Genomic DNA, 21,013 nt, shown 5'->3' with positions numbered 1-21,013 from the left:
CGGTTTTTTCATGCCTCCGCCCTGCCGGGCGCAGGCCTCCCGCGCATGAAAAAAGCGGCCCCAGGAGGCCGCTGCATCTTTCACGAAAACCTGAACCGACGCCTGGAGCGAGATCCGCTTTCGCTCAGGGCACCCCGGCCCCATCGAGCCAGGCGGTCAGCCATTGGGGCAGGCAGTCGGTGACATGGTGGCAGTGTCCCAGCCCGTCCGCCTCGGCGGCCTGGCCCTCGCGCGCCGACCAGTGCACGTCATTGCGCACCAGAACCGTGGTCATGCCCAGGGCGGCCGCCGGCACCAGGTTCTTTTCGATGTCCTCGACCATCACGGCGCGGGTCGGGTCGATGCCGTGGGTGGCCAGAAGCCGTTCGTAGGGCGCGATCTGGGGCTTGGGCACGTAGTCCGAGGCCACGATGTCCTGGATGGCGTCGAACTGTCCGGCCAGCCCCAGGTGCTCCAGCACCCGCGTGGCATGGTCGGTGCTGCCATTGGTGAACACGATCTTGCGCGCCGAAATCCGCCCCAGCGCCGCCGCCAGCACCGGGTCGGGGCTGAGCACCGAATGGTCGATGTCGTGCACATCGGCCAGGAAGGCGGCGGGGTCCACCCCATGTTCCTGCATCAGGCCGCGCAACGACGTGCCGTATTCGTGATAGTATTTCTTTTGCAACCGGAAGGCTTCGTCGGGCGGCAGGCCCAGGGTCCGGGAGATAAACGCCTTCATTCGCCGGTCGATCTGGGAAAACAGGTCCACCGTGGCCGGATACAAGGTGTTGTCGAGATCGAAAACCCAGGTCTCGAACACTGAAGCGCTCATGGCCTCCCTCCTTGGTGGATGGGCTCTGGATGGGCCGTCACGCTACCAGGAATCAGGCCCCCCGCCCATCCGGGCAACGCCTCACTTTCTTTTTCTTTTTTTATGATTCACGAAAAAAGGGGGAGGTCCGGAGGCGAAGCCTCCGGGCGGGGACCGGGAGGGCAGCCCCGCGTTGCAACGCCCCCCTCCCCCGTGTCCGGCTTCAGCGCTCGGCGACACCGGCCCGGATCAAGGTCCCGGCGCCCTTCGGCGTGAAGATTTCCAGCAGCACCGCGTGCGGCACCCGGCCATCGACGATCACCGCCGCGTCCACCCCGGCTTCCACCGCCGAGATGCAGGTTTGCACCTTGGGAATCATGCCTCCCTTGATGGTGCCGTCCGCCATCAGCAGGCGGGCGCGTTCCACGGAAAGCTCCTCGATCAGGGTCTTGGTGCTGTCCAGCACCCCGGTGATGTCGGTCAGCATCAACAGGTGCGAGGCCTTGACCTCGGCCGCGACGGCGCCGGCCGCCGTGTCGGCGTTGATGTTGAAGGTCTCGCCGTGGCTGCCAATGCCGATCGGCGCGATCACCGGAATGATGTCGGACTGGCGGAACTGATCAAGCACATGGGGGTTGATCCCGCACGGTTCGCCCACGAAGCCCAGATCCAGCTCGCGCTCGATGTTGGAATCCGGATCGCGCACGGTGCGGGTCAGCTTGCGCGCCTGAATCAGGCGGCCATCCTTGCCCGACAGGCCCACGGCGAACCCGCCCGCCTGGTTGATCGCGGTCACGATCGCCTTGTTGATCGACCCGGCCAGAACCATCTCGACCACGTCGACGGTCGCGGAGTCGGTCACCCGCAGGCCATCAATGAAGGTGCTCTGGATGCGCAGCGTGTCCAGCATGCGCCCGATCTGGGGCCCGCCGCCGTGGACGACCACCGGGTTCATGCCCACCTGTTTCAGCAGCACCACGTCGCGGGCGAAGCCACGGGCCAGGGCCGGATCGCCCATGGCATGACCGCCGTATTTGATGACAATGGTCTTGCCGGCGAAGCGGTGCATGTAGGGCAACGCCTCGGCCAGGACCCGGGCCTTTTGCGGCCACGACAGGTCGTCGGGCAAATCGGCCGCATCGGATTCGGAGGAGGAAGGACCGCAAGCAGTCATGAAAGACACTCCTTGGTCAGTCGGCGGTCAGTCGGCGGTCAGGTCGGCGGTCGGAACGGCCAGCGCGGTCGGGAAAGGACGGGGCCGGCCGAAGCCGCCGGCTCAAGCGACGCGAAGGCCGGCCAGGGCGGCCAGCTGGGCGCGCAGCTCGGGGACCCCCAGCCCCTTGTCGGCGCTGGTCAGCAGCACGTCGGGGTGGGCGGCGACCCGGCGGGACACCTCGGCCGCCACGGCCGCGTGCGTCGCACGGGCCTGGGTGGGGCCCAGCTTGTCGGCCTTGGTCAGAATCACCTGATAATTGACCGCCGCCGTATCCAGCATGGTCATGACCTCGCGGTCGTTGGCTTTCAGCCCATGGCGGGAATCGATCAGCAGGCACACCCGACGCAAGGGCGAACGCCCTTGCAGGTAAGCCATGACCAGGCGGTTCCAGCGCGCCACCTGATCCCTGGGCGCGCGGGCGAAGCCATAGCCCGGCAGGTCCACCATCATCAGGCCCGCCGTCTCGTCGGCCTGCGGGCCCAGCCGGAAGAAATTAAGCTCCTGGGTCCGCCCGGGGGTGTTGGACGCGCGCGCCAGGGTCTTGCGCCCGGTCAGCGCGTTGACCAGCGACGACTTGCCCACGTTGGAGCGCCCGGCGAAGGCCACCTCGACCAAGGGGTGCTGCGGCAGGCGATCCATGCCCACGCACCCCATCACGAAGGTGCAGGGCTGGGCGAACAGCCAGCGCCCCTGTTCCAGGGCCTGGGCCCAGGCCCCGGCGTCGGCGAAGGCCGCCGATGCCGGAAGAGCCTCGTCGAGGGAGGAGGCGGTTGCCTCCTCCCCCATCGTTTCCTCGTTCGCGACCACGGGTCAGGCCGCCTTGGCCGCCCGGGCCTGCTTGCGGCTCATGCGCTTCATGATCACCCACTGCTGCAACACCGACAGGGCGTTGTTGCACGTCCAGTACAGCACCAGCCCGGCGGCGAAGTGGCCCAGCATGTAGGTGAAGATGAACGGCAGCAGCATCATCACCTTGGCCTGGGTCGGATCGGTCGGCGTCGGGTTCAGCTTCTGCTGCAGGTACATGGTCAGGCCCATGATGCACGGCCACGCGCCAATCATCAGCGCATTCGGCGGCGTCCAGTCGATCAGGCCGAAGAGGTTGAACAAGCTGGTCGGGTCGGGAGCCGAAAGGTCCTTGATCCAGCCATAGAACGGCGCGTGGCGCATCTCGATCGAGACGAAAAGCACCTTGTAGAGCGAGAAGAACACAGGAATCTGGATGAAGATCGGCAGGCAGCCCGACAGCGGGTTGACCTTCTCCTTCTGGTAGAGGGACATGATTTCCTGGTTCAACCGCGGCCGGTCATCCTGGAAGCGCTCTTGCAGCTTCTTCATCTCGGGCGCCAGAAGTTTCATCTTGGACATCGAGACGTAGGACTTGTTGGCCAGCGGGAACAAAAGCACCTTCAAGCACACGGTAAAGGCCAGGATGGCCAGGCCCATGTTGCCCAGGTAGCCGTGCAGGAACTGCAGCGCCAGGAAGAACGGCTTGGTCAGGAAGTAGAACCAGCCAAAATCAATCGCGAGGTCGAAGTTATCGATCCCCAGATCCGATTCATAGTGATCGAGCGCGTCCACCTTCTTCACGCCGGCGAACAGGCGGTTTTCCACCTGCGTGCTGGCGCCCGGGGCCACGGTCTGGGCTCCCCCCATGTAGTCCACCTGATAGCCGTCGTAGGGCCCATGCGGCTGGAACAGGAAACGGGTGGTGAACTGCTTCGACTGGTCCATGACCAGGGCCGACAGCCAATACTTGTCGGTGATGCCGATCCAGCCGCCGGTGGTCGGTTCGCTGATGGTGTGCTCGTCTTCCTTCAGCTTCTTGTACTTGATCTCCTTGAGCGTGCCGTCCAGCACGCCCAGGGGGCCTTCGTGCAAGATGTAATAGCCCAGGGTATGGGGCGTGCCCGTGCGCGAGATCAGGCCATAGGGGAACAAGGTCACCGCCTGCTCGCCCGTGTTCTCGACGCGCTGGGTCAGCGTGAACATGTACTGGTCGTCGATCGCGATCTGACGCACGAAGCGCAGGCCCTGGCCGTTGTCCCAGGTCAGGGTCACCGGCTGATCGATCCGCAAGGTATCGTGGTCGGCCTGCCACACGCTTTCGGGCCCGGGCACGGCAACGCCCGGCTCGGCCGGCGACCAGCCGAACTCGGCGTAGTAGGGGGCCGGCGCGCCGGTGGGGGAAAGCAGGTTGATTTCGGGGCTGTCGGGATCATCCGTGATCCGGTACCCGCGCAAGGTCAGATCGTCGAAACGCGCCCCTTGCAGGCGCACCGACCCCGAAAGCGTCGGCGTGTCGATGACAACCCGGGCCGGGGACGTCGCGATGGCGGCCTGGCGCGCCTTGATCACCGCCCCCAGATCAATGGGAGCATTAGGGTCAACGGCGGGCGCGGGCGCCGGAGCGGACGCGGGCGCGCCAGACGCGACCTCGGACGGCCGGGGCGGGGCCTGCGTGCCGGGGGCCTCGCCGGGCGCGCTCACGGGCGCCGGGGCCACCTGCTGGCTGGTTTCGGTGCCGGGCACCGGCTTGGGCGGAGCGAAGAAGTACTCGTACCCGAATAGCACCGCCATGGACAGCACAATGGCGACGATGAGGTTACGCTGTTCCGGCATGTGTTCCGTCTTTCCACGTCAACGGGGTTGCGTCCCGGCCGGGGACCAGGGAGCGTTCCGGCCCCAACGCCATGGGTCCGGGAAAGGTCAGGTGACGGTCGGCGGGGGAGCCCCGGACCCGTCCGTCCCCGCCGCGTCCTGATCGGGCGCCGGGGGCCAGCCGCCTCGGTCCCCTGGAAGGGGCGCGGGAGCCTCCTTGCGCCGGCGGCCCCACCGGGGCCGGGGATCGTCGGGGACGGGATCGTATCCCATGCCCCCCCACGGATGGCAACGCGAAATCCGCAGCGCCCCCAGCCAGATTCCCCACAAGGGGCCATGGCGGCGAATCGCTTCCTCGGTGTAGCGGCTGCAGGTGGGATCAAACCGGCACTGCTGCCCGACCAGGGGCGACAGAACCAGGCGATACAGGCGAATCAACCCGATCAGGGGCCACGACAGCGCGGTCGAGAGTGCCTTGAAGATTTTCATCGCCTCATGCCCAAACGCCCCAGGGCCTGCCGCAGATCGGCCACCAGGAGGTCAAAAGGCCGGGTCACGGTGGCCGCGCGCCCGATCACCACGTAATCGTGGCCCAGGCGCGCCTCGGTGGGCAGCACCATGTCGACCACGGCCCGCAACCGGCGTCGGGCCCGGTTGCGCTCCACCGCGCCGCCCACCTTGCGGCTGGTGGTGAAACCCACGCGCAAGGCCGGGAGCGCCCCCCCGTCATGTCCCTTGGGGTCTCGACCCTTGGGGTCTTGGGCCTTTGGGTCTCGCCCCTTGGGGTCTCGGGCCTTGGGCTGGGGTGCCACCTGCAACACCAACCCCGGTGTCGCCATTTTGCTGCGACGACCCGCCACACGCAAAAAGTCGGCGCGCTGCTTCAAGCGGCCGACCACGGCTCGGGGAACAGGAGAGGGCTCGGAACCGGGTGCCGCGACAACGCCCGCCGAATCGGGGGCGCTCACGGCCCGGTCCACGGCCGGGACGTCCGGGGGAGGCAAGGCACGAGGCCTTGCCCTAGGCGGACAAACGCTTGCGGCCCTTGGCCCGACGGGCAGCGAGGACACGACGCCCCCCCACGGTAGCGCTGCGGCTGCGGAAGCCATGGCGGCGCTTGCGCACCAGTCGAGACGGTTGGTAAGTACGTTTCACCGGTCAATACTCCGAATACGGCGCGGCCCGCGCCGGGTCCTGGTCGAGCGGCTGTCTATACCCTTCCCCCCGCCCGGGGTCAACGCCGGATCTTATCCCAGGATACACGGGAACAGTCCCCAGGTTGCACGAAAAAACCTAATCCCCGGCCTGGGGATCCCGGGCGCGGGCCCCCGCGCGCCGTCAGGAAGGCCAGGCAAGCCCCGCCCCCCGCGAGGCCCGCCGCGAATCGGGTCTCCCGCCCCCCGTCCCCGCCCGGGCCGGGGGGCCTTGGGAAGGCACGGACGGCTCACGCCGCGCGCCCCGCCCGTGTCAGCACGCGATCCGCCTGTCCGAGGGCAGCTCCCGCGCGGCCAGGCGCAGCAGGCGCGCCGGGTCAACGGCCCGGTCGGCCACGGCGGCGAGTCGGGCCCAGGCCGCGCGGTAGGCCAGGTCACAGGTTGCTTCCATGAAGGCGTGAGCCTGCGCCGCCGGATCGTTGCTGGCGGCCACGCGGTGGGCCTCGGCTTCCCAGGCGCTCGCGGGACCATCCAGGAACGGGGCGCTTTGGCGCAGGAAGGCCGCGAACGCCCGGGCGCCGGCACCGTCGTTCACCGCCACGGACCGCGTGGCCGTGGTGCGCGCGTGGATGCCGTTGGTGCCTTCGTAGATGGCGCAAATCCGGCAGTCGCGCCAATTCTGCTCGGCCCCGTATTCGCGCAGGTAGCCGTAGCCGCCCATGACCTGGATGGCCAGGTCCGCCGCCCGGTTGCCGGCCTCGGTGCAGAAGTACTTGCACACCGGGGTCATGAAGGCCACGAAATCGGGCTCCGTGCCCAGCTCGTGGGCCACCAGGGTGATCAGGCACAGCGCCCGCCCGCCCAGAGCCAGGGCGTCGCAGGTGTCGATCATGCGCGCGACGTCCGCGTGCTGGTCGATGGTGACCCGCTGCCCGGCCGCGTCGCGTCCTTGCTGGCGCTCGCGGGCATAGTGGCGCGCGAGGTCGGCGGCACGCGCGGCATGCGCCACGCCTTGCAACGCCACGTCAAGGCGGGCGTGGTTCATCATCGCGAACATGGCCTGGAGACCGCCCCCCTCCTCGCCCACCAGTTCCCCCAGCGCCCCGTCGAAGATCAGGTGACAGGTCGGGGAGGCATGCAGGCCCAGCTTTTCCTCGATCCGGGCCACGGTGATGGCGTTGCGCTGCCCGTCGGGCCGGTGAGAGCGGCAGGCGAACAAACTCAGCCCGCGCACGCCGTCGGCCAGGGTCCCGGTGCGGGCCAGCACGAGGTGAAGAATCTCCTCGCTCATGTCCTGGTCGCCACCGGAAATGAAAATCTTCTCGCCATCGATCCGCCAGCCCTCCCCGTCGCGGCTGGCGCGGGTGCGAATCGCGGAAAGGTCCGAGCCCGCCCCCGGTTCGGTCAGGGCCATGGTGGAAAGCCAGCGCCCCTCGGCAAGCGGCGGAATGAACGCCGCCTGCTGGGCCTCGCTGCCAAACCGCGTAAGCAGGGCAATGGCGCCATGGGCCAGCGACGTGACCATTTGCAAGGCGTGATTGGCGCCGGTGAAGATCTCGCTCACGGCGGCCAGGGTGGGGCCTCCGAGGCCCTGCCCCCCGAAACGCTCCGGTGCCGCCAGGCCCTGCCAGCCCTGTTCGGCCAGTTCGCGGTACAGCTCGGGGAAGCCGGCGGGCATGCGGACCCGTCCGTCAACCAGGCGGCAGCCTTGCGCGTCTCCGGTCGCGTCAAGCGGCGCGATCCGTCCTTCGGCGAAGGCGGCGAAATGGCCCACGATGTCGGTGACCAGCGCGTCGTCCCAGTCGGGCAGACGCTCGGCCCCGGCCACGTGGCGCAGCGTGAAAAGGATATCGTCGGTCGGAGCGTGGAACGTGCTCATGACACCCCCAGCAGCCGCATGGCGTTTTCCTTCAAGATCAAAGGCCGGACCTCGTCGCGGAACTCGGCCTTGTCGAACGCATCAAGCCATTTCTCGGGCGCGATCATCGGCCAGTCCGAGCCGAACAGCATCTTGTCCTTCAAAAGCGTGTTGGCGTAGCGCACGAGAAGGGGCGGAAAGTACTTCGGCGACCACCCCGACAGGTCGATGTACACATTGGGCTTGTGCTGGGCGACGGCGAGCGCCTCTTCTTGCCAGGGGAACGAGGGGTGGGCGAGAATGATCGGCATGTCGGGGAAATCCACCGCCACGTCGTCGAGATACAAGGGGTTGGAATACTTGAGCCGCATCCCGTTGCCGCCCCGCATGCCCGAGCCCACGCCGGTTTGCCCGGTGTGAAAAAGCGCGGGCTTGCCCGTTTCGGCGATGGCCTCGTAAAGCGGCCAGGCCATGCGGTCGTTGGGGAAAAACCCCTGCATGGTGGGATGGAACTTGAACCCCTGGACATTGTGGTTTTCCACCAGGTCGCGGGCTTCGCGGGCGCCCAGCTTGCCCTTGGCCGGATCAATGGACGCGAAGGGGATCAGGATATCGGAATGGGCCGCCACCAGGTCGGCCACCTCGTAGTTATCGTAGCGCCGGTACCCGGTCTCCCGCTCCGCGTCGACGGGAAAAATCACCGCCGCAATGTTGTGCGCGCGGTAGTGGGCCGCCGTTTCGGGAATGGTCGGCGGATGACGCCAGGGAGCGCCGAAGTATTCGGCCATGCTCCGTTGCAGGTCGTCGTACCCGTCGTCGGCATGGCAGCCGCACGGCTCCTCGGCATGAATGTGCATGTCGATCGCGCGGACCGACGAGAAATCAACCATGGAATCCTCCCTCAGACGCGGATCAGCGCCGGATCTTCGTTGTCGTAGAGCCGTTCGAGCAGGTCGGCCCGGTGGGTGAGGATCTTCTTGATATTGAGAGATCCCTTGTCGGTGATTTCGTGGTTCTTGAGCGAGGGCGGCTCGGCCAGGATGAGGGCGCGCGTGATGCGCTTGGCCGAGCCGGTGACATGGGTGTTCATCGTCCGCAAGGCGGCCTCGACCCGTGCCATCAGGTGCGCATCCGTGATCGCGCCCCGGGTGACCTCGCCGTCCTCGGCAAGGCCGGGAACCGGGAAGATGAACAATCCGACCTCGCCCCGGTCGTGTCCGCAGATCACCACGTCCTGCGCCAGCCCCTTAAGCTCCGTGAGCACGGTCATGCGCAGGCTTCCGGCCTGGACCCAGGTCCCGGTTTCCAGCTTGAAGTCCTCGGAGACGCGGCCGTCGAACACCAGGCCCCGGTCGGGGTCGGTCACATCGACGAAGCGCACGGCATCGCCGGTGATGAAAAACCCTTCCTCGTCAAAGGCCGCCGCCGTCTTGTCGGGGGCGTTGTAATACCCCTCCATCACGTTGGGCCCCTTGACCCGGATTTCGCAGCGCATGTCGGCGTCGGGGATGAGCTTCACCGTGACCCCGGGCAACGGCACGCCGATCACGCCCGAACGCCCGATCGGTTCATGCACCATCAGGCAGGCGGGCGCCGTTTCGGTCAGACCCCAGCTTGAAATCATCAGCGGCAACCCGCCCCGGGCTTCGAAGCAAAAACTCTCAAGGGCGTCCCACACGTTTTGCGGCAAGGACGCGCCGGCGTAGAACAAAAGCTGCTGGTCCTTGAAGATGTGACGCTGCAAGGCCGGATTGTCCTTCAGGGCCTCGGTCATCATCACCCAGCCCACCGGCACGTTGAAGGCCAGGGTCCCCGGCCGGTCCGTGCGGTTTTTCAAGGTGGTGGCGAAGTCCTTTCCGGTCGGCTTGCCGCTGTCGATGGTCAGCGTGCCGCCGTGGGCCAGCATCATGTTGACGTTGTGACTGCCGCCAAAGACATGGTTCCAGGGCAGCCAGTCGGTGATGCGCGGCGCATGGTCGTCGAGGAACGGCAAGACCACCGCAATCTGCGCCTGGTTCACGCACATCATGCGGTGCGTGGTCAAAACCCCCTTGGGCATGGCGCTGGAGCCGGAGGTGAACAGGATCTTCGCCAGCGTGTCCGGCCCGACGGCGGCATGGGCGGCTTCCAGGTCGACGCGGGCATCCCCCTTCAACAGCTCGGCCATCAAGGTGACGGGACGCGAGGTCCAGCCCCGGGAGGCGACGATCTCCACCCCGTCAAGCTGCGGCAGGGCCAGGGCCTCGGCATAGCGGGTGGCGTCGTCCACGAAGGCCATCTTGGGATGCACCAGGTCCAGGACGAAGACCAGCCGCCCGTGGGCTTCGGTGATCAGCGAATACTGTTCGGCCAGCGGCACCACCGGCACGCCGATGTATTGCGCGGCCAGGGACAGCAACAGGTGATCAAGCCCGTTGCCCGACATGATGACGATGGGATCGTTTGGCCCCAGCCCTCGCGCCAGAAGGGATGAGGCGATCGCGCGCACCTGATCAAGCAACTCGGCGTAGGTGACGTTCCGCCAGCCCACCCCCTCGACGGGGCGTTCGGAAACCGCCACCCGATAAGGCGCCTTTTCCGCCCATTCGTGCAGCCAGGCCCCGGTATTGGGGGCGTGAGGGGGCAGGTCGTAGCCGGAGCGCAACAAGATCGTGCCATCGGGGCGGACCTCGCGGTTGACCTTGTGGGGCACGTAGCGCGTCAAGGTATGCTGACGCGCCCATTCGGCGCGTTCAGTCACTCCAGCCGGCGCTTTTTCTTTTGGTTGTGCCGTCATTTTTTACCTCCCTGTGTTTTTGTGTCAGCGGAACGTGGGAGACCGTTTCTCCAGGAAAGCCTTGAGTCCTTCTTCGGCATCGGGCGTGGTTTGAACGAGCGCGGCGGCCAGGCTTTCGGTGAACAGCCCGTCGGCGCGCGACATGTCGTTGATCCGCGTCAGCGCGTTGATCATGAAGTAGTTCGACATCGGCGCGTTTGACGCGATTCTCAGAGCCAGATCCCGGGCCAGGGGCAGCGCCTCGCCCTCGCCGACGGCGTAATGGGCGAGGCCAAGCCGCACTCCTTCCTCGGCGGTGTACTTGCGCCCGGTCAGCATCATTTCGACCATGCGATCGGCGCCGAGAATCCGGCTCACGCGGACCGTCGCGCCGCCCCCCACGAAAATGCCGCGCCGCCCTTCGGGAAGCTGGAACATGACCGAGGGTTCGGCGATGCGGACATGGGTGGCCGTCGCCAGTTCCAGGCCGCCGCCGATGACAGCCCCGGTCATGGCGCTGACCGTCACCACGCCACCGAACTGAATCAGGTCCATGACCCGGTGCCAGTTGCGGGAGTGGTGGACTCCCTCCTCGGCGCTCCGCGAAACGTGCTCGGCCAGATCAAGACCCGAGCAGTAATGCCCGCCCCGCCCATGCAAGACCACAACGCGGACCTCGGAGGGCAAGGTCGTGTAAAACCTTTCTATTTCAGCCAGGAGACCGTCGGACATGGCATTACGCTTGTCCTCGCGGATCAAGGCGAGTTCCGCGCACTTTCCATCGTAGGAAGAGTCGGTGTAAATTCCTTTCGGCATGCGATGGATTTCCTTATTTCGGTGCCAGACGAACGGCGCTGTCGATGCGAATGACTTCTCCGTTCAACAAGGGGTTTTCGACGATATGCTGAACCAGCATGGCGAATTCCTCGGGCTGGCCCATGCGCGAGGGAAAGGGCAACCCGGCTTCAAGGGCCGCGCGCACCTCCGGGCCCAGGCCGGCGCTCATGGCTGTTTCAAAAAGACCGGGGGCGATGGCCATGACACGGATCCCGAACCGCGCCAGCTCGCGCGCGGCCGGCAAGGTCAGGGAGGCAACGCCCCCCTTCGAGGCCGCGTAGGCCGCCTGTCCGATCTGTCCGTCCTGGAAGGCGATCGAGGCGGTGTTGACGATCACCCCCCGGGCGCCATCGGAATCGACCGGATCAAGCCCGCTCATGGCCCGCGCGGCCACGCTCAGAACCGTGTAGGTGCCGATCAGGTTCACGCGGATCGTGCGGTCGAAGAGGTCGGTCGTCAGACTGCCGTCGCGCGGCAGGATGCGCGCGGCGGTGCCGATGCCCGCGCAGTTCACGACGATTCGCGGAGGGCCGCCCCACGCCTGGGCGACGCGGGCAAAGGCCGCCTCGACCTCCGCCGCCTGACTGACATCGGCGGCCACGGCCAGCCCGTCCATCCCGGCCGCCACGCCGGCGGCCGCCGCCTCGCTCAGATCCAAGACCGCGACGCGCGCCCCGTGCCGGGCCAGCCGACGCGCCGTCGCCGCGCCCAGGCCGCTTCCTCCGCCCGTCACCAGGGCAATCTGGTTGGTAATATCCATTCAGGATCTCCTTAGCGTATTTTGGGTCGCGCAAAACCCTGTCGGGGTGGAAAACGCGGTTCCCTGCAAGAAGCGGGCACATCCGCCGGTCGGAGCCGGAGAAAATCTAGAACCAACCCCGGGCAAGAAGCATTCCGACGACAAGAACAAGATCGGCGACCAGGAACGGAACAATGCCGGCGAAGATCTGTTCCAGCCTTGCGTAGTCCCTCGCCACCGAATGGATGACGAAGACGTTCAGCCCGACCGGCGGCGTGATCATGCCGATTTCCAGGAGCTTCGCGACCAGCAGACCAAACCAGATCGTATCCACGCCATGGGCATGGACCAGGGGCAAGAACAGCGGCAAGGTCAGCAAAAGGGCGCCGATGGGTTCCAGGAACATGCCGAGCGCAAGGTAAATCAGGCTGATCGCCAGCAGCAGACCGGTGGTGCCCAGGCCGATGCCCTCGACCAGCTGGCCGATTTCCTGGGAAAGCCCGGACATCGCGACCAGCCGCGTGAAAAGCCCGGCCCCGGTGGCGATGATGAACAAGGCCCCCGAGGACAGCACGGTATCGACCAGGCTTTCGCGCAGTCCGGCCCAGCTCAGCGAGCGCCGGGCAAGGCCAAGGGCAATCGCCATGAAGGCCCCGAAGGCGCCGGCTTCGGTCGCGGTGAACAATCCGGCGAACAACCCGCCCAAAACCGCGATGATCAGCAGCAAGACCGGCCAGATCTCCAGCGTCTTGGCCCAGCGCTCGCCCATGGTGTAGCTCTCGGTGCTGGGCAGGCTCTTGGGATCGACCCGCCAGACCACCAGGACGGCGCCGATATAGAAGACCAAGGACGCAAGCCCGATGACCAGACCGCCGGCGAACAGCGCGTTGATCGAGGTGTTCGACTGGATCCCGAACAAGATCAGGATGATCGAGGGGGGAATGAGCGCCCCGATCGTGCCCCCGGCCGCGACCGATCCGGTGGCGACGCGCAGGTCGTAGGCATGGCGCTGCATCTCGGGGATGGCGATGCGCCCGATCGCCGCCGAACAGGCGACCGAGGATCCCGAAACCGCCGCGAAGGCGCTCGCCCCGGTCAACGACGCAATCGCCAGCCCCCCCGGCAGCCACCCCAGCCACACCCGCGCGGACTCGAACAACCCGCGCGTCAGGCCGGCGTGATAGGCCACGTACCCCATGAGCAGGAACATCGGGATCGAGCTGAGCGTCCAACTCGCCGAAGAGGAATACGGGATGGTTGACAGCATGCTCATGGCGGCACGCGGCCCGGCGATGCCCCAGATACCCAGGAAGGACACGAAAATCAGGCTGACACCGATCGGCACGCGCAGGGCGATGAGGCCCAGCAGGCCGCCCAGGGCAAGAACGCCAAAGGTCACGGGTTCCATCAGTGTCCCTCCCCGCTTGTGGAGTCGATTTCCTCCAGGGGATCGTGCGCGCTGTCGTGAAAGCGGCCCAAGAGCAGCTCGATCAGCCGCAAGACCACGACCAGCCCCATCAGTCCGAACGACACGGACACGATCCAGTAACTGGGCCAGGTGGGAAAAACGCCGGTCCCCACCTCGACGTAAGCGCGGCGCGCGGTCTGGCGCATCGCCTCGCCCACCGACCCCCAGGCCATGAGGGCGAAAACCACCAAGGCAACCGCGAAGCCCAGGAACGTGATCGTCTGGCGGGCCCGGCCTTGCAGGCGGTCGGTGAAAATCGTTGCCTCGATATGGCGGCGTTTGATTTCGGTCAGCGCCAGCGGCAGGAAGCTGATCGCGACCATGTAATACCGGCTGACAAGCTCGGCGGTGGCCGGGAAGCCCGCGCCCCAGGTGCCACGAAGGACGACATCGACAACGATCTGTCCCATCATGGCCAGGAGGACGAGCGAGGCGAAAACCGCGCTGATCCGGCCGATCCATTTCTCAAGATGTTCCATTCCCCCTCCCGTCCCCAGGCAGCCCCCACGCGGGGGCGGGGCGATCACTGGCCGTAGGCGTTCATGTCGAGCCTGGCGAAGATCTCGGTGTAGCGAAGCTCGGCCAGCGCCTCGGGGGTCATGGCCGGGGTGATCAGACCTTCCCACTTGGCGACCAGGGCCTTGTAGCGGTCGATCTTGGCTTGCGGATCCTTGACGCCGCGCCCCGCGAGAATGGATGCCACGGACGCAAGGCGCTTTTCGTTGTAGGCAGCCCGGGCGGCGGCCAGGGTCTCGTCCATCTTGAGGAAGGTAATGCCCTTGATCTCGCGCGCGGCGTTGGCGTCGTCGAGGTACCCGAAAAGCCCCTTGACGATGCCATGTTGGGCGGCGCGGATCAGGGCGGCGCGCTCGTCGGGCGACAGGCGGATCCAAAGCAGGTGACTGGCCGCCACCGCCGCCCCGTTGAACACGCCCTCCTCCATCTCGGTCACGGACGTGATCACGTCGCCCAGGCGATTGGCGACGATCTCGTGGTTGCCGCTGAAGGTTCCGGCGACCACGCCCTGGCTGAGCGCCTCGAACAGCTCGGACGACGGGATTTGCGTGGGTTCCCCGCCCATGTCGGCGACAAGCCCCGCGTAAAGCGGCGCCCCGGTGCGAATGCGCATGCCCTGCACGTCGCCGACCGAGCGGACCGGCCTGGTGGTCAACAGGTTGTAGGGCGGGGTGGCGTCGGTGCCCAGGTAGATTTGCCCATTTTGGGTGAATTCAGCCTGGCATTCGGGACAGGTGGCCACGTACTCGGTCACGGCGCACGAAACCGCGAGGTTGGTTGATCCGAGGATCGACAGCTCGGACGGCAGCGCCGCATCGGGAAATTCGGCGGGGAAATAGGGCATCAGAAGGGTGCCCATTTCGGTCACGCCGTTGCGCAGGGCCGCGCTGATCTCGTTGGGCGCCACGAGCCCCGAGGGGGTGTCGTGCAGGCCCCACGCCCCCTTGGTGAACGCGCGCAAGCGGGCGTTGATCTCGGGATAAATGTCCGTGGCCAGGACATGAGACGGGCCAAAGCCGCTCGTGGCCCGAATGGTGTCCGCGTGGGCCACGGGCACGGCAAGCCCCATCGTGCCGGCCATCGCCAGCGCCGCCAACTTTCCAATCATGTGTCCCTCCCATTGTGCCGCCTTGTTTTTTATCCGGCGGCTGCTTTTTTCAGGTCACGCGCCAGACATCATCCGCCCGCGTGCCCTCTTTGTTTTTGATGGATCTCTTTTTTAAGGCGACACCCCTCCACGCCGCGGGTCGATGGTCCTGGTGGCTACTCCACCGCCGAGGTTTCGATCTTGTTGAGGAGATCGATCAGCAGCGTTTGTTCCTCGGCACTCAGCCCCCGCAAGCGCTCCGCCTCCGCCTCGCGAATGGCCGCCGCCGCCAGGTCGTGCAGCCGCCGGCCGCGCACCGTGACCGTCAGCTCGTAGCGCCGCCGGTCCGTTTTCATCTGCTTGCGACAGATCAGATCGCGGGTTTCGAGGTCATCAAGGATCACGACAAGGTTCGAGCGCTCGATCTTCAGGCGCTCGGCCAGGACGGAAGGCGTGATCCCTGGATTGCGCACGATCACCGAGAGGCAGCTGATCGTTGAAACACGCAAATCGAACGGAGCCGCCGCCGCTTGAACCGCCGTGTGCAAGACCATGTACGCTCGCTTGAGGTTGTACCCCACCATCCCCCGGATGGCGCCTTCGAAGGCGGTGTCGGGGGCGGAAAGGGCCTCAAGGACTTTTTTGGGCTGGGTCGGCTTCACGGACGGCATCGCGGTTCTCCCTTACGAACAGATCATACACCGGCTTTTGTTATCCGCAATAACTATTATGGAAAATCATTATGTGTGCAATGCAGAAAAGCCCCCCGACAAAACGCCTCCCCCGCGCGGGTCCCGCGCGATCCCCGGGCCTGGGCCGCCTGGAGGGTTTTGCGTTAAAAATTCGCATAAAAAAAGGGGGCCGCCCCATCCCCGCGCGGGATGGTCCGGCCCCCGGGAGGGGACGGGCGGGGCCTCTTGCGAAGCCCCGCGGGATCCGGGTCAGGCCGCGCCTTCCAGCGTGCGCAGATAGGCGTCCAGCAGGCGCACCCCGTACCCCGTGCAGCCCTTGGGGGTCACGGCGCCATCCTTCTTGGCCCAGGTCACGGCGGCGATGTCCAGGTGGGCCCAGGGGGTCTTGTCGACAAAGCGCTGAAGGAACTGGGCGGCGGTGATCGCGCCGCCTTCGCGGCCGCCGGTGTTCTTGATGTCGGCGATATCCGAATCAATCTGCTTGTCGTAGGCCTCGCCCAGGGGCATCCGCCACAGGGCTTCGCCCACCGTCTTGCCGGCGGCGGTCAGGGAGTCGGCCAGGGCGTCGTCGTTGCTGAACAGGCCCGCGTATTCGTTGCCCAGGGCAATGATGATGGCCCCGGTCAGGGTGGCGAGATCGATCATGCGCGCGGGCTTGAAGCGATCGTTGGCGTAGTGCAGCACGTCGGCCAGGACCAGGCGGCCCTCGGCGTCGGTGTTGATGACCTCGATCGTCTGGCCGCTCATCGAGGTCACCACGTCGCCCGGACGCTGGGCCGTGCCGCTTGGCATGTTCTCGACCAGGCCACACAGGCCCACCACGTTGACCGGGGCCTTGCGCAGGGCCAGGGCCTTCATCAGGCCGGCCACCACGGCCGCGCCGGCCATGTCCCACTTCATGTCTTCCATGCCGCCGGCGGGCTTGATCGAAATACCGCCCGAGTCAAAGCACACGCCCTTGCCAACGATGGCGCTGGGCGCCTGCTCGGCGGGACCACCGTTCCAAGACAAGATCACCAGCTTGGGCTCGCGGGCGCTGCCCTGGGCCACGCCCAGCAGCGCCCCCATGCCGAGAGCGCGCATTTCGGGTTCGCCCAGGACCTCGACCCCCACCCCGAGCGCGGCCAGATCCTGGCAGGCCTGGGCGAAGGATTCGGGATAAATCACGTTGGCGGGTTCGCTTTGCAGGTCGCGGGCGAACAGCACCCCTTGCGCGACGCCGTCCAGGGGCGCGAACGCGGCCTCGGCGGCGGCCGGATCGGCGCTCAGCACCGCCACCCGGGCCAGGCGCGGCTTGTCCTCGGCCTTTTCGCGGGTGCGGTAGCGGTCAAAACGGTAGGCGCGCAGGCGCGCCCCCAGGGCCACGCGGGCCGCCACCTCGGCACCCTCCAGCGCGGGCGCCAGGGCAGGCTCGGCGCCCACCGCGCCCTCGGTGGCACCCGAGGCCACCAGCGCCGCCTGGGCCTGGCCCCCAAACGTCTCCAGGGTGCTGGCGCTCATGCCCTCGGCCTTGCCCAGGCCCAGCAGGATGACGGCGCTCAGCGACAGCCCGGCCGGCACCGGCAGGGAAAGGGTCTGACCCGCCTTGCCCGTAAAGCGGTCGTTGGCCGCGAGCGCGCGGCGCACCAGACCACCGCTCGCCTGATCAACCTGCTCCCCCAGCGGGGTCAGGGTCCCTCCCTTGAACACGCCCAGCACCAAGGCACCGGACACGGGCAATTCGGATCGGACAAACGAGAGTTCCATCAGGCAACAACCTCCGGCTGTCGGCACGCCCCAACGGCAGGGCAGAAAATGCACCGGCCCCCAAACGGCCGGCGCGGCAGGCCCGGATGATACCGGGTGAATCCTATTTGGGAAGGCTTCCCCCCTTTTTAAAACCCCCTTTTCGCGTCAAGGACGCACCGGCCGGCGCTGGCGCCCCCAGGTCCCCGGCGGCCCGTCGAACACGCCCGCCAGCGCCCGCCCGCAGGACCCGCATGCCCCAGCATCGTCGAGCCCCCACGCCCCCAGGGTGTACCAGTCGCGTTCGATCAGCCGGGCGCCGCACCCGGGGCACCAGGTGCTGTCCGCCTCGGGGTCGTGGACATTGCCCAGGTACACGTGCTCCAGGCCCTCGGCCCGGGCCAGGGCGCGGGCGCGGCGCAAGGTGGCGTGCGGGGTGGGCGGCACGGCGTTCATCCGGTGCGCCGGGTGGAAGGCCGACAGGTGCAAGGGCACATGCGGGCCCATGGTCGCGGCGATCCACGCGGCCAGGGCCTTGATCTCGTCGTCGGCGTCGTTCACCCCCGGGATCAACAAGGTGGTGATTTCCACCCACACCGTGCTTTCGCGCGCAAGCCAAGTGAGGGTGTCCAGCACCGGGGCCAGCCGCGCCGAGGCCATCTTGCGATAGAAGCCATCGTTGAATGCCTTGAGATCCACGTTCGCCGCGTCCATCGGCGCGAAGAAATCCTCGCGCGCGCCGGGCGACACATACCCGGCCGTGACCGCGACGGTGCGCACCGCCTGATCGTGGCAGGCGTGGGCCACGTCCACGGCGTATTCCAGCATGGGAATGGGATCGTTGTAGGTGAACGCCACCGACCGGCACCCCTGCTCTCGCGCCAAGGTCGCGATGCGCCCGGGCGTGGCCGGGCTGTTCAGGCGTTCGATTTCCCGCGCGCGCGACAGGTCCCAGTTCTGGCAGAAGGCGCAGGTCAGGTTGCAGCCCGCCGAGCCAAACGACAGCACCGGGGTGCCGGGCAGGAAATGATAAAGGGGCTTCTTCTCGATCGGATCAATGCAAAACCCCGACGAGCGCCCCCAGGTGGTCAGAACCAGGGCGCCGCCTTGGTTCATGCGCACGAAGCACAGCCCGCGCCGCTCGGGACCCAGGCGACACGCGCGCGGGCAGGCATCGCACACCACATGCCGGCCGTCCTCGGTGGCGTGCCAGTGGCGGGCCACAACCGGCCGATCCCCTCCCGGATTCCCGGATGCCTGGGACATGACGCCCGTGCCTTTCTTCCTGCCTTGCGCCGGTCGTGCGCCGGTCGTGCGCCGAGCGCGCGCGGGGGGCATGGTAGCGCCGAGCGCGCGCGGGCGGCATGGTAGCGCCGTGCGCGTCGACTGTCATGGCCCAGTCGTCTGGGATCGTGCTAAACTCCCATGAAACACCCCAGGGCCACGACAAGAACGCGCCTTGCGACCACGGGCGTGATCCCAGGCGGGCCCCCTTCCCCGGAGCGTTTTCCCCCGGGGTCGCCGCGAGAGATCCGCCCATGACTCCCCTTCGGCCCACTGCCGTCGCCGGCATTTTCTATCCCGACCAGCCGACCCAGCTGGCCGCCACCGTCGAGGCACTGCTGGACGCCGCCCCCCGGCCCGAGCCGGGCGCGCCCTGCCCCAAGGCGTTGATCGTGCCCCACGCCGGCTATGTCTATTCGGGCGCGATCGCCGCCGCCGGCCATGCCTGCCTGCGCCCCTTCGCCGGGCGGATTTCCCGGGTGGTGCTGGCCGGGCCGTCGCACCGGGTGCCGTTTCGCGGGATCGCGCTCACCGAGGCCGAGGCCTACGCCTCGCCGCTGGGCCCCGTTCCCCTTGATCACGCCTGGAGCCAGCGGCTCGCGGGATTGCGCTGGTGCGGCCGCCTGGAGGACGCCCACGCCCCCGAGCATGCCCTGGAAGTCCACCTGCCCTTCCTGGCCCGGGTGCTGGGGGACATCACCCTGGTGCCCCTGGTCTGCGGGGCGGTGTCGGCGCGCCAGATGGCCGACGCGCTCTCGGCCCTGTGGGGCGGGCCGGAAACCCTGATCGTGATTTCCACCGACCTCAGCCACTACCTGCCCTACGACGACGGCCGCGCGATCGATGCCACCACCGCCCAGGCCGTCGAGCGGCGCGATCCCACCGCCATCGGCCCGCGCGAGGCCTGCGGCCATGTTCCGTTGAACGGCCTGTTGACCCTGGCCCAGGACTTCGACCTTTCGGTGCAACGCCTCGACCTGCGGTCGTCGGGCGACACGGCCGGCGCCCGCGACCGGGTGGTGGGCTATGGCGCCTGGCGCGTGGACGAACCCGTGCGAGGACCTGTTTCATGACCGCCCGGCCCGATGCCCCGCCGCCCTCGCCGGTGGCCACCTCCCCCGCCCCCGCCCCCGCCCCCGAGGATCTGGCCCGGCGCGCCACCCGCGACCACGGGCCGCGCCTGCTGGCCCTCGCCGCCAATGCCATTGTCCAGGGCCTGGACGGAGGCGCGCCCGCCGTGCCCGCGCTGGCCAGCGAACCGGCGGCCCTGGCCGAGCCGGGCGCGGCCTTCGTCACCTTGACCCGGCGGGCGGGTGCCTTGCGCGGCTGCATCGGATCGGTGGTCGCGCACCGGCCCCTGGCCCTGGACGTGGTGGCCAACGCCTGGGCGGCGGCCCGGCGCGACCCCCGCTTTTCCCCGGTCGGCCCCGACGAACTGGCGGATCTTTCCTTGTCGGTCTCGGTGCTGACCACGCCCGAGTCCTTCCCCGTGGCCGACGAGGCCGACCTGGTGGCCCGGGTGCGCCCCGGGATCGACGGCCTGATCCTGAGCGATCGCGGCCAGCGCGGCCTGTTCTTGCCCCAGGTGTGGGAAAGCCTGCCCCGGCCGGCCGATTTCATCACCCACCTCAAGCGCAAGGCGGGCCTGCCGGCCGATCACTGGTCGGGAACCCTGACCATCGAGCGCTTCGAGGCCTGCGCGGTCAAGGACCCCCACCCCTGGCCCTGACCCTGCCCCCACGACAAGGAGACTCCGAGTCATGCGTGTATCCGGCCTGATCCTGACCAGCCTGCTGGCCCTGGCGTTTCCCCAGGTCCCGGCCGCCTGGGCCCAGGCGTCGAACCAGGAAGGCTATGCCTGGTACGACGATCCGCCGGAGTCCCTGAACGGCTCCTGGGCGATCAATGGCCGCTGCGACGTGGAAACGGCGGAAATGCTGATTTTTTCCTCGGGTGGCTATCGTTGGCGCAAGGAAGATGGCAGTTGGGGCTTCGCGCGCGGCCAGTTCAGCTATGGCCCCGGCCAGGCCTACCGCGTGCTGTTCAAGGTCCGCCGCCTGTTTTCCACCGAGGGCTACGACGCCGTGCTCAATGTCTCGGGCAACACCTTGCGCAAAACCAACATCATGACCAACTCAAACCGCCTGTACCGCCGCTGCGAGGATCAGGGGTAGGGTGAGACCCGAAAAGGGGATAGCGCTTTTTGGATAAGTCGAACTTAAAAACAAAGAGGTAAAGCATCGTGCCTGCATCAGGCTTGACGCACGATGTTCTAGACTGAAACTGAA

General features: G+C 67.3%; 21 protein-coding genes. 3 read left to right on the top strand and 18 right to left on the bottom strand.

The window, feature by feature from the left end; translation table 11 throughout:
* Window positions 1-124: 124 nt before the first annotated feature.
* The 18 genes from ROR02_RS01845 to amrS form a co-directional block, all read right to left on the bottom strand.
* Window positions 125-814 carry a pyrimidine 5'-nucleotidase gene (locus ROR02_RS01845; protein ID WP_147162306.1) on the bottom strand — a complete coding sequence of 230 codons (690 nt, stop codon included), beginning with the start codon at window positions 812-814 and terminating at the stop codon, window positions 125-127.
* A gap of 202 nt (window positions 815-1,016) precedes the next feature.
* Window positions 1,017-1,967, bottom strand: a complete 951-nt coding sequence (argB, locus tag ROR02_RS01840) for an acetylglutamate kinase (protein ID WP_147162305.1) — start codon at window positions 1,965-1,967, stop codon at window positions 1,017-1,019.
* A gap of 102 nt (window positions 1,968-2,069) precedes the next feature.
* Window positions 2,070-2,795, bottom strand: coding sequence for a ribosome biogenesis GTP-binding protein YihA/YsxC (yihA, locus tag ROR02_RS01835; RefSeq protein WP_147162304.1), 726 nt, complete (start codon window positions 2,793-2,795; stop codon window positions 2,070-2,072).
* 24 nt (window positions 2,796-2,819) lie between these two features.
* Window positions 2,820-4,631: a membrane protein insertase YidC gene (gene yidC, locus ROR02_RS01830; protein ID WP_147162303.1), complete on the bottom strand. Its 1,812-nt coding sequence runs from the start codon at window positions 4,629-4,631 to the stop codon at window positions 2,820-2,822.
* 87 nt (window positions 4,632-4,718) lie between these two features.
* Complete coding sequence (gene yidD / locus ROR02_RS01825; RefSeq protein WP_147162302.1) at window positions 4,719-5,099, bottom strand: membrane protein insertion efficiency factor YidD; 381 nt, start codon at window positions 5,097-5,099, stop codon at window positions 4,719-4,721.
* Window positions 5,096-5,449: a ribonuclease P protein component gene (locus ROR02_RS17035; RefSeq protein WP_246135355.1), complete on the bottom strand. Its 354-nt coding sequence runs from the start codon at window positions 5,447-5,449 to the stop codon at window positions 5,096-5,098. The genes yidD and ROR02_RS17035 overlap by 4 nt, the downstream gene beginning before the upstream one ends.
* A gap of 181 nt (window positions 5,450-5,630) precedes the next feature.
* Window positions 5,631-5,765, bottom strand: coding sequence for a 50S ribosomal protein L34 (gene rpmH / locus ROR02_RS01815; protein WP_147162300.1), 135 nt, complete (start codon window positions 5,763-5,765; stop codon window positions 5,631-5,633).
* 312 nt (window positions 5,766-6,077) lie between these two features.
* The gene (locus ROR02_RS01810) at window positions 6,078-7,643 is read right to left on the bottom strand and encodes an acyl-CoA dehydrogenase family protein (protein ID WP_147162299.1); all 1,566 of its coding nucleotides are present in this window, start codon (window positions 7,641-7,643) and stop codon (window positions 6,078-6,080) included.
* Window positions 7,640-8,512, bottom strand: coding sequence for an amidohydrolase family protein (locus tag ROR02_RS01805; RefSeq protein ID WP_147162298.1), 873 nt, complete (start codon window positions 8,510-8,512; stop codon window positions 7,640-7,642). Before ROR02_RS01805 ends, ROR02_RS01810 begins: the two co-directional genes overlap by 4 nt.
* Window positions 8,513-8,523: 11 nt before the next feature.
* Window positions 8,524-10,362 (bottom strand): feruloyl-CoA synthase, encoded by a 1,839-nt coding sequence (locus ROR02_RS01800; protein ID WP_218032745.1) that lies wholly within the window; start codon window positions 10,360-10,362, stop codon window positions 8,524-8,526.
* A gap of 60 nt (window positions 10,363-10,422) precedes the next feature.
* Entirely contained in the window at window positions 10,423-11,193 is a 771-nt protein-coding gene (locus ROR02_RS01795) for a crotonase/enoyl-CoA hydratase family protein (RefSeq protein WP_147162296.1), read from the bottom strand.
* Window positions 11,194-11,206: 13 nt separating this feature from the next.
* Window positions 11,207-11,974 (bottom strand): SDR family NAD(P)-dependent oxidoreductase, encoded by a 768-nt coding sequence (locus ROR02_RS01790; RefSeq protein WP_147162295.1) that lies wholly within the window; start codon window positions 11,972-11,974, stop codon window positions 11,207-11,209.
* A 106-nt stretch (window positions 11,975-12,080) separates the two neighbouring features.
* Window positions 12,081-13,361 carry a TRAP transporter large permease gene (locus ROR02_RS01785; RefSeq protein ID WP_147162294.1) on the bottom strand — a complete coding sequence of 427 codons (1,281 nt, stop codon included), beginning with the start codon at window positions 13,359-13,361 and terminating at the stop codon, window positions 12,081-12,083.
* Entirely contained in the window at window positions 13,361-13,900 is a 540-nt protein-coding gene (locus ROR02_RS01780; RefSeq protein ID WP_147162293.1) for a TRAP transporter small permease, read from the bottom strand. Before ROR02_RS01780 ends, ROR02_RS01785 begins: the two co-directional genes overlap by 1 nt.
* A 44-nt stretch (window positions 13,901-13,944) precedes the next feature.
* On the bottom strand, window positions 13,945-15,045 hold the full coding sequence (locus ROR02_RS01775) for a C4-dicarboxylate TRAP transporter substrate-binding protein (RefSeq protein WP_147162292.1): 1,101 nt from the start codon (window positions 15,043-15,045) through the stop codon (window positions 13,945-13,947).
* A gap of 155 nt (window positions 15,046-15,200) precedes the next feature.
* Window positions 15,201-15,695 carry a MarR family winged helix-turn-helix transcriptional regulator gene (locus tag ROR02_RS01770; protein WP_147162291.1) on the bottom strand — a complete coding sequence of 165 codons (495 nt, stop codon included), beginning with the start codon at window positions 15,693-15,695 and terminating at the stop codon, window positions 15,201-15,203.
* A gap of 270 nt (window positions 15,696-15,965) precedes the next feature.
* Window positions 15,966-17,462 carry a leucyl aminopeptidase gene (locus ROR02_RS01765; RefSeq protein WP_147162290.1) on the bottom strand — a complete coding sequence of 499 codons (1,497 nt, stop codon included), beginning with the start codon at window positions 17,460-17,462 and terminating at the stop codon, window positions 15,966-15,968.
* A 147-nt stretch (window positions 17,463-17,609) separates the two neighbouring features.
* On the bottom strand, window positions 17,610-18,707 hold the full coding sequence (gene amrS / locus ROR02_RS01760; RefSeq protein WP_147162289.1) for an AmmeMemoRadiSam system radical SAM enzyme: 1,098 nt from the start codon (window positions 18,705-18,707) through the stop codon (window positions 17,610-17,612).
* 272 nt (window positions 18,708-18,979) lie between these two features.
* On the opposite strand from amrS, the gene amrB reads away from it, so the two are divergent.
* The 3 genes from amrB to ROR02_RS01745 are packed head-to-tail and all read left to right on the top strand — an operon-like array spanning window position 18,980 to window position 20,899.
* Entirely contained in the window at window positions 18,980-19,798 is an 819-nt protein-coding gene (amrB, locus tag ROR02_RS01755) for an AmmeMemoRadiSam system protein B (protein ID WP_147162288.1), read from the top strand.
* Entirely contained in the window at window positions 19,795-20,454 is a 660-nt protein-coding gene (gene amrA, locus ROR02_RS01750; RefSeq protein ID WP_147162287.1) for an AmmeMemoRadiSam system protein A, read from the top strand. The genes amrB and amrA overlap by 4 nt, the downstream gene beginning before the upstream one ends.
* 31 nt (window positions 20,455-20,485) lie before the next feature.
* On the top strand, window positions 20,486-20,899 hold the full coding sequence (locus ROR02_RS01745; RefSeq protein ID WP_147162286.1) for a hypothetical protein: 414 nt from the start codon (window positions 20,486-20,488) through the stop codon (window positions 20,897-20,899).
* Window positions 20,900-21,013: the final 114 nt, after the last annotated feature.

This window comes from Pararhodospirillum oryzae, assembly GCF_007992075.1.
GTDB lineage: Bacteria > Pseudomonadota > Alphaproteobacteria > Rhodospirillales > Rhodospirillaceae > Pararhodospirillum > Pararhodospirillum oryzae.
The sequence above is the reverse complement of the archived record's forward strand: the minus strand, read 5'-3'. Positions and strand labels throughout refer to the sequence as shown.

Bases quoted from the DNA above. Each gene is read 5' to 3' on its own strand.
- yidD (WP_147162302.1), bottom strand. From the start codon at position 5,099: ATGAAAATCTTCAAGGCACTCTCGACCGCGCTGTCGTGGCCCCTGATC.
- yihA (WP_147162304.1), bottom strand. From the start codon at position 2,795: ATGGGGGAGGAGGCAACCGCCTCCTCCCTCGACGAGGCTCTTCCGGCA.
- ROR02_RS01785 (WP_147162294.1), bottom strand. From the start codon at position 13,361: ATGGAACCCGTGACCTTTGGCGTTCTTGCCCTGGGCGGCCTGCTGGGC.
- ROR02_RS01810 (WP_147162299.1), bottom strand. From the start codon at position 7,643: ATGAGCACGTTCCACGCTCCGACCGACGATATCCTTTTCACGCTGCGC.
- yidC (WP_147162303.1), bottom strand. From the start codon at position 4,631: ATGCCGGAACAGCGTAACCTCATCGTCGCCATTGTGCTGTCCATGGCG.
- ROR02_RS01795 (WP_147162296.1), bottom strand. From the start codon at position 11,193: ATGCCGAAAGGAATTTACACCGACTCTTCCTACGATGGAAAGTGCGCG.
- ROR02_RS01805 (WP_147162298.1), bottom strand. From the start codon at position 8,512: ATGGTTGATTTCTCGTCGGTCCGCGCGATCGACATGCACATTCATGCC.
- ROR02_RS01790 (WP_147162295.1), bottom strand. From the start codon at position 11,974: ATGGATATTACCAACCAGATTGCCCTGGTGACGGGCGGAGGAAGCGGC.
- ROR02_RS01775 (WP_147162292.1), bottom strand. From the start codon at position 15,045: ATGATTGGAAAGTTGGCGGCGCTGGCGATGGCCGGCACGATGGGGCTT.
- amrB (WP_147162288.1), top strand. From the start codon at position 18,980: ATGACTCCCCTTCGGCCCACTGCCGTCGCCGGCATTTTCTATCCCGAC.
- ROR02_RS01745 (WP_147162286.1), top strand. From the start codon at position 20,486: ATGCGTGTATCCGGCCTGATCCTGACCAGCCTGCTGGCCCTGGCGTTT.
- amrA (WP_147162287.1), top strand. From the start codon at position 19,795: ATGACCGCCCGGCCCGATGCCCCGCCGCCCTCGCCGGTGGCCACCTCC.
- ROR02_RS17035 (WP_246135355.1), bottom strand. From the start codon at position 5,449: ATGGCGACACCGGGGTTGGTGTTGCAGGTGGCACCCCAGCCCAAGGCC.
- argB (WP_147162305.1), bottom strand. From the start codon at position 1,967: ATGACTGCTTGCGGTCCTTCCTCCTCCGAATCCGATGCGGCCGATTTG.
- ROR02_RS01845 (WP_147162306.1), bottom strand. From the start codon at position 814: ATGAGCGCTTCAGTGTTCGAGACCTGGGTTTTCGATCTCGACAACACC.
- ROR02_RS01770 (WP_147162291.1), bottom strand. From the start codon at position 15,695: ATGCCGTCCGTGAAGCCGACCCAGCCCAAAAAAGTCCTTGAGGCCCTT.
- ROR02_RS01765 (WP_147162290.1), bottom strand. From the start codon at position 17,462: ATGGAACTCTCGTTTGTCCGATCCGAATTGCCCGTGTCCGGTGCCTTG.
- ROR02_RS01780 (WP_147162293.1), bottom strand. From the start codon at position 13,900: ATGGAACATCTTGAGAAATGGATCGGCCGGATCAGCGCGGTTTTCGCC.
- amrS (WP_147162289.1), bottom strand. From the start codon at position 18,707: ATGTCCCAGGCATCCGGGAATCCGGGAGGGGATCGGCCGGTTGTGGCC.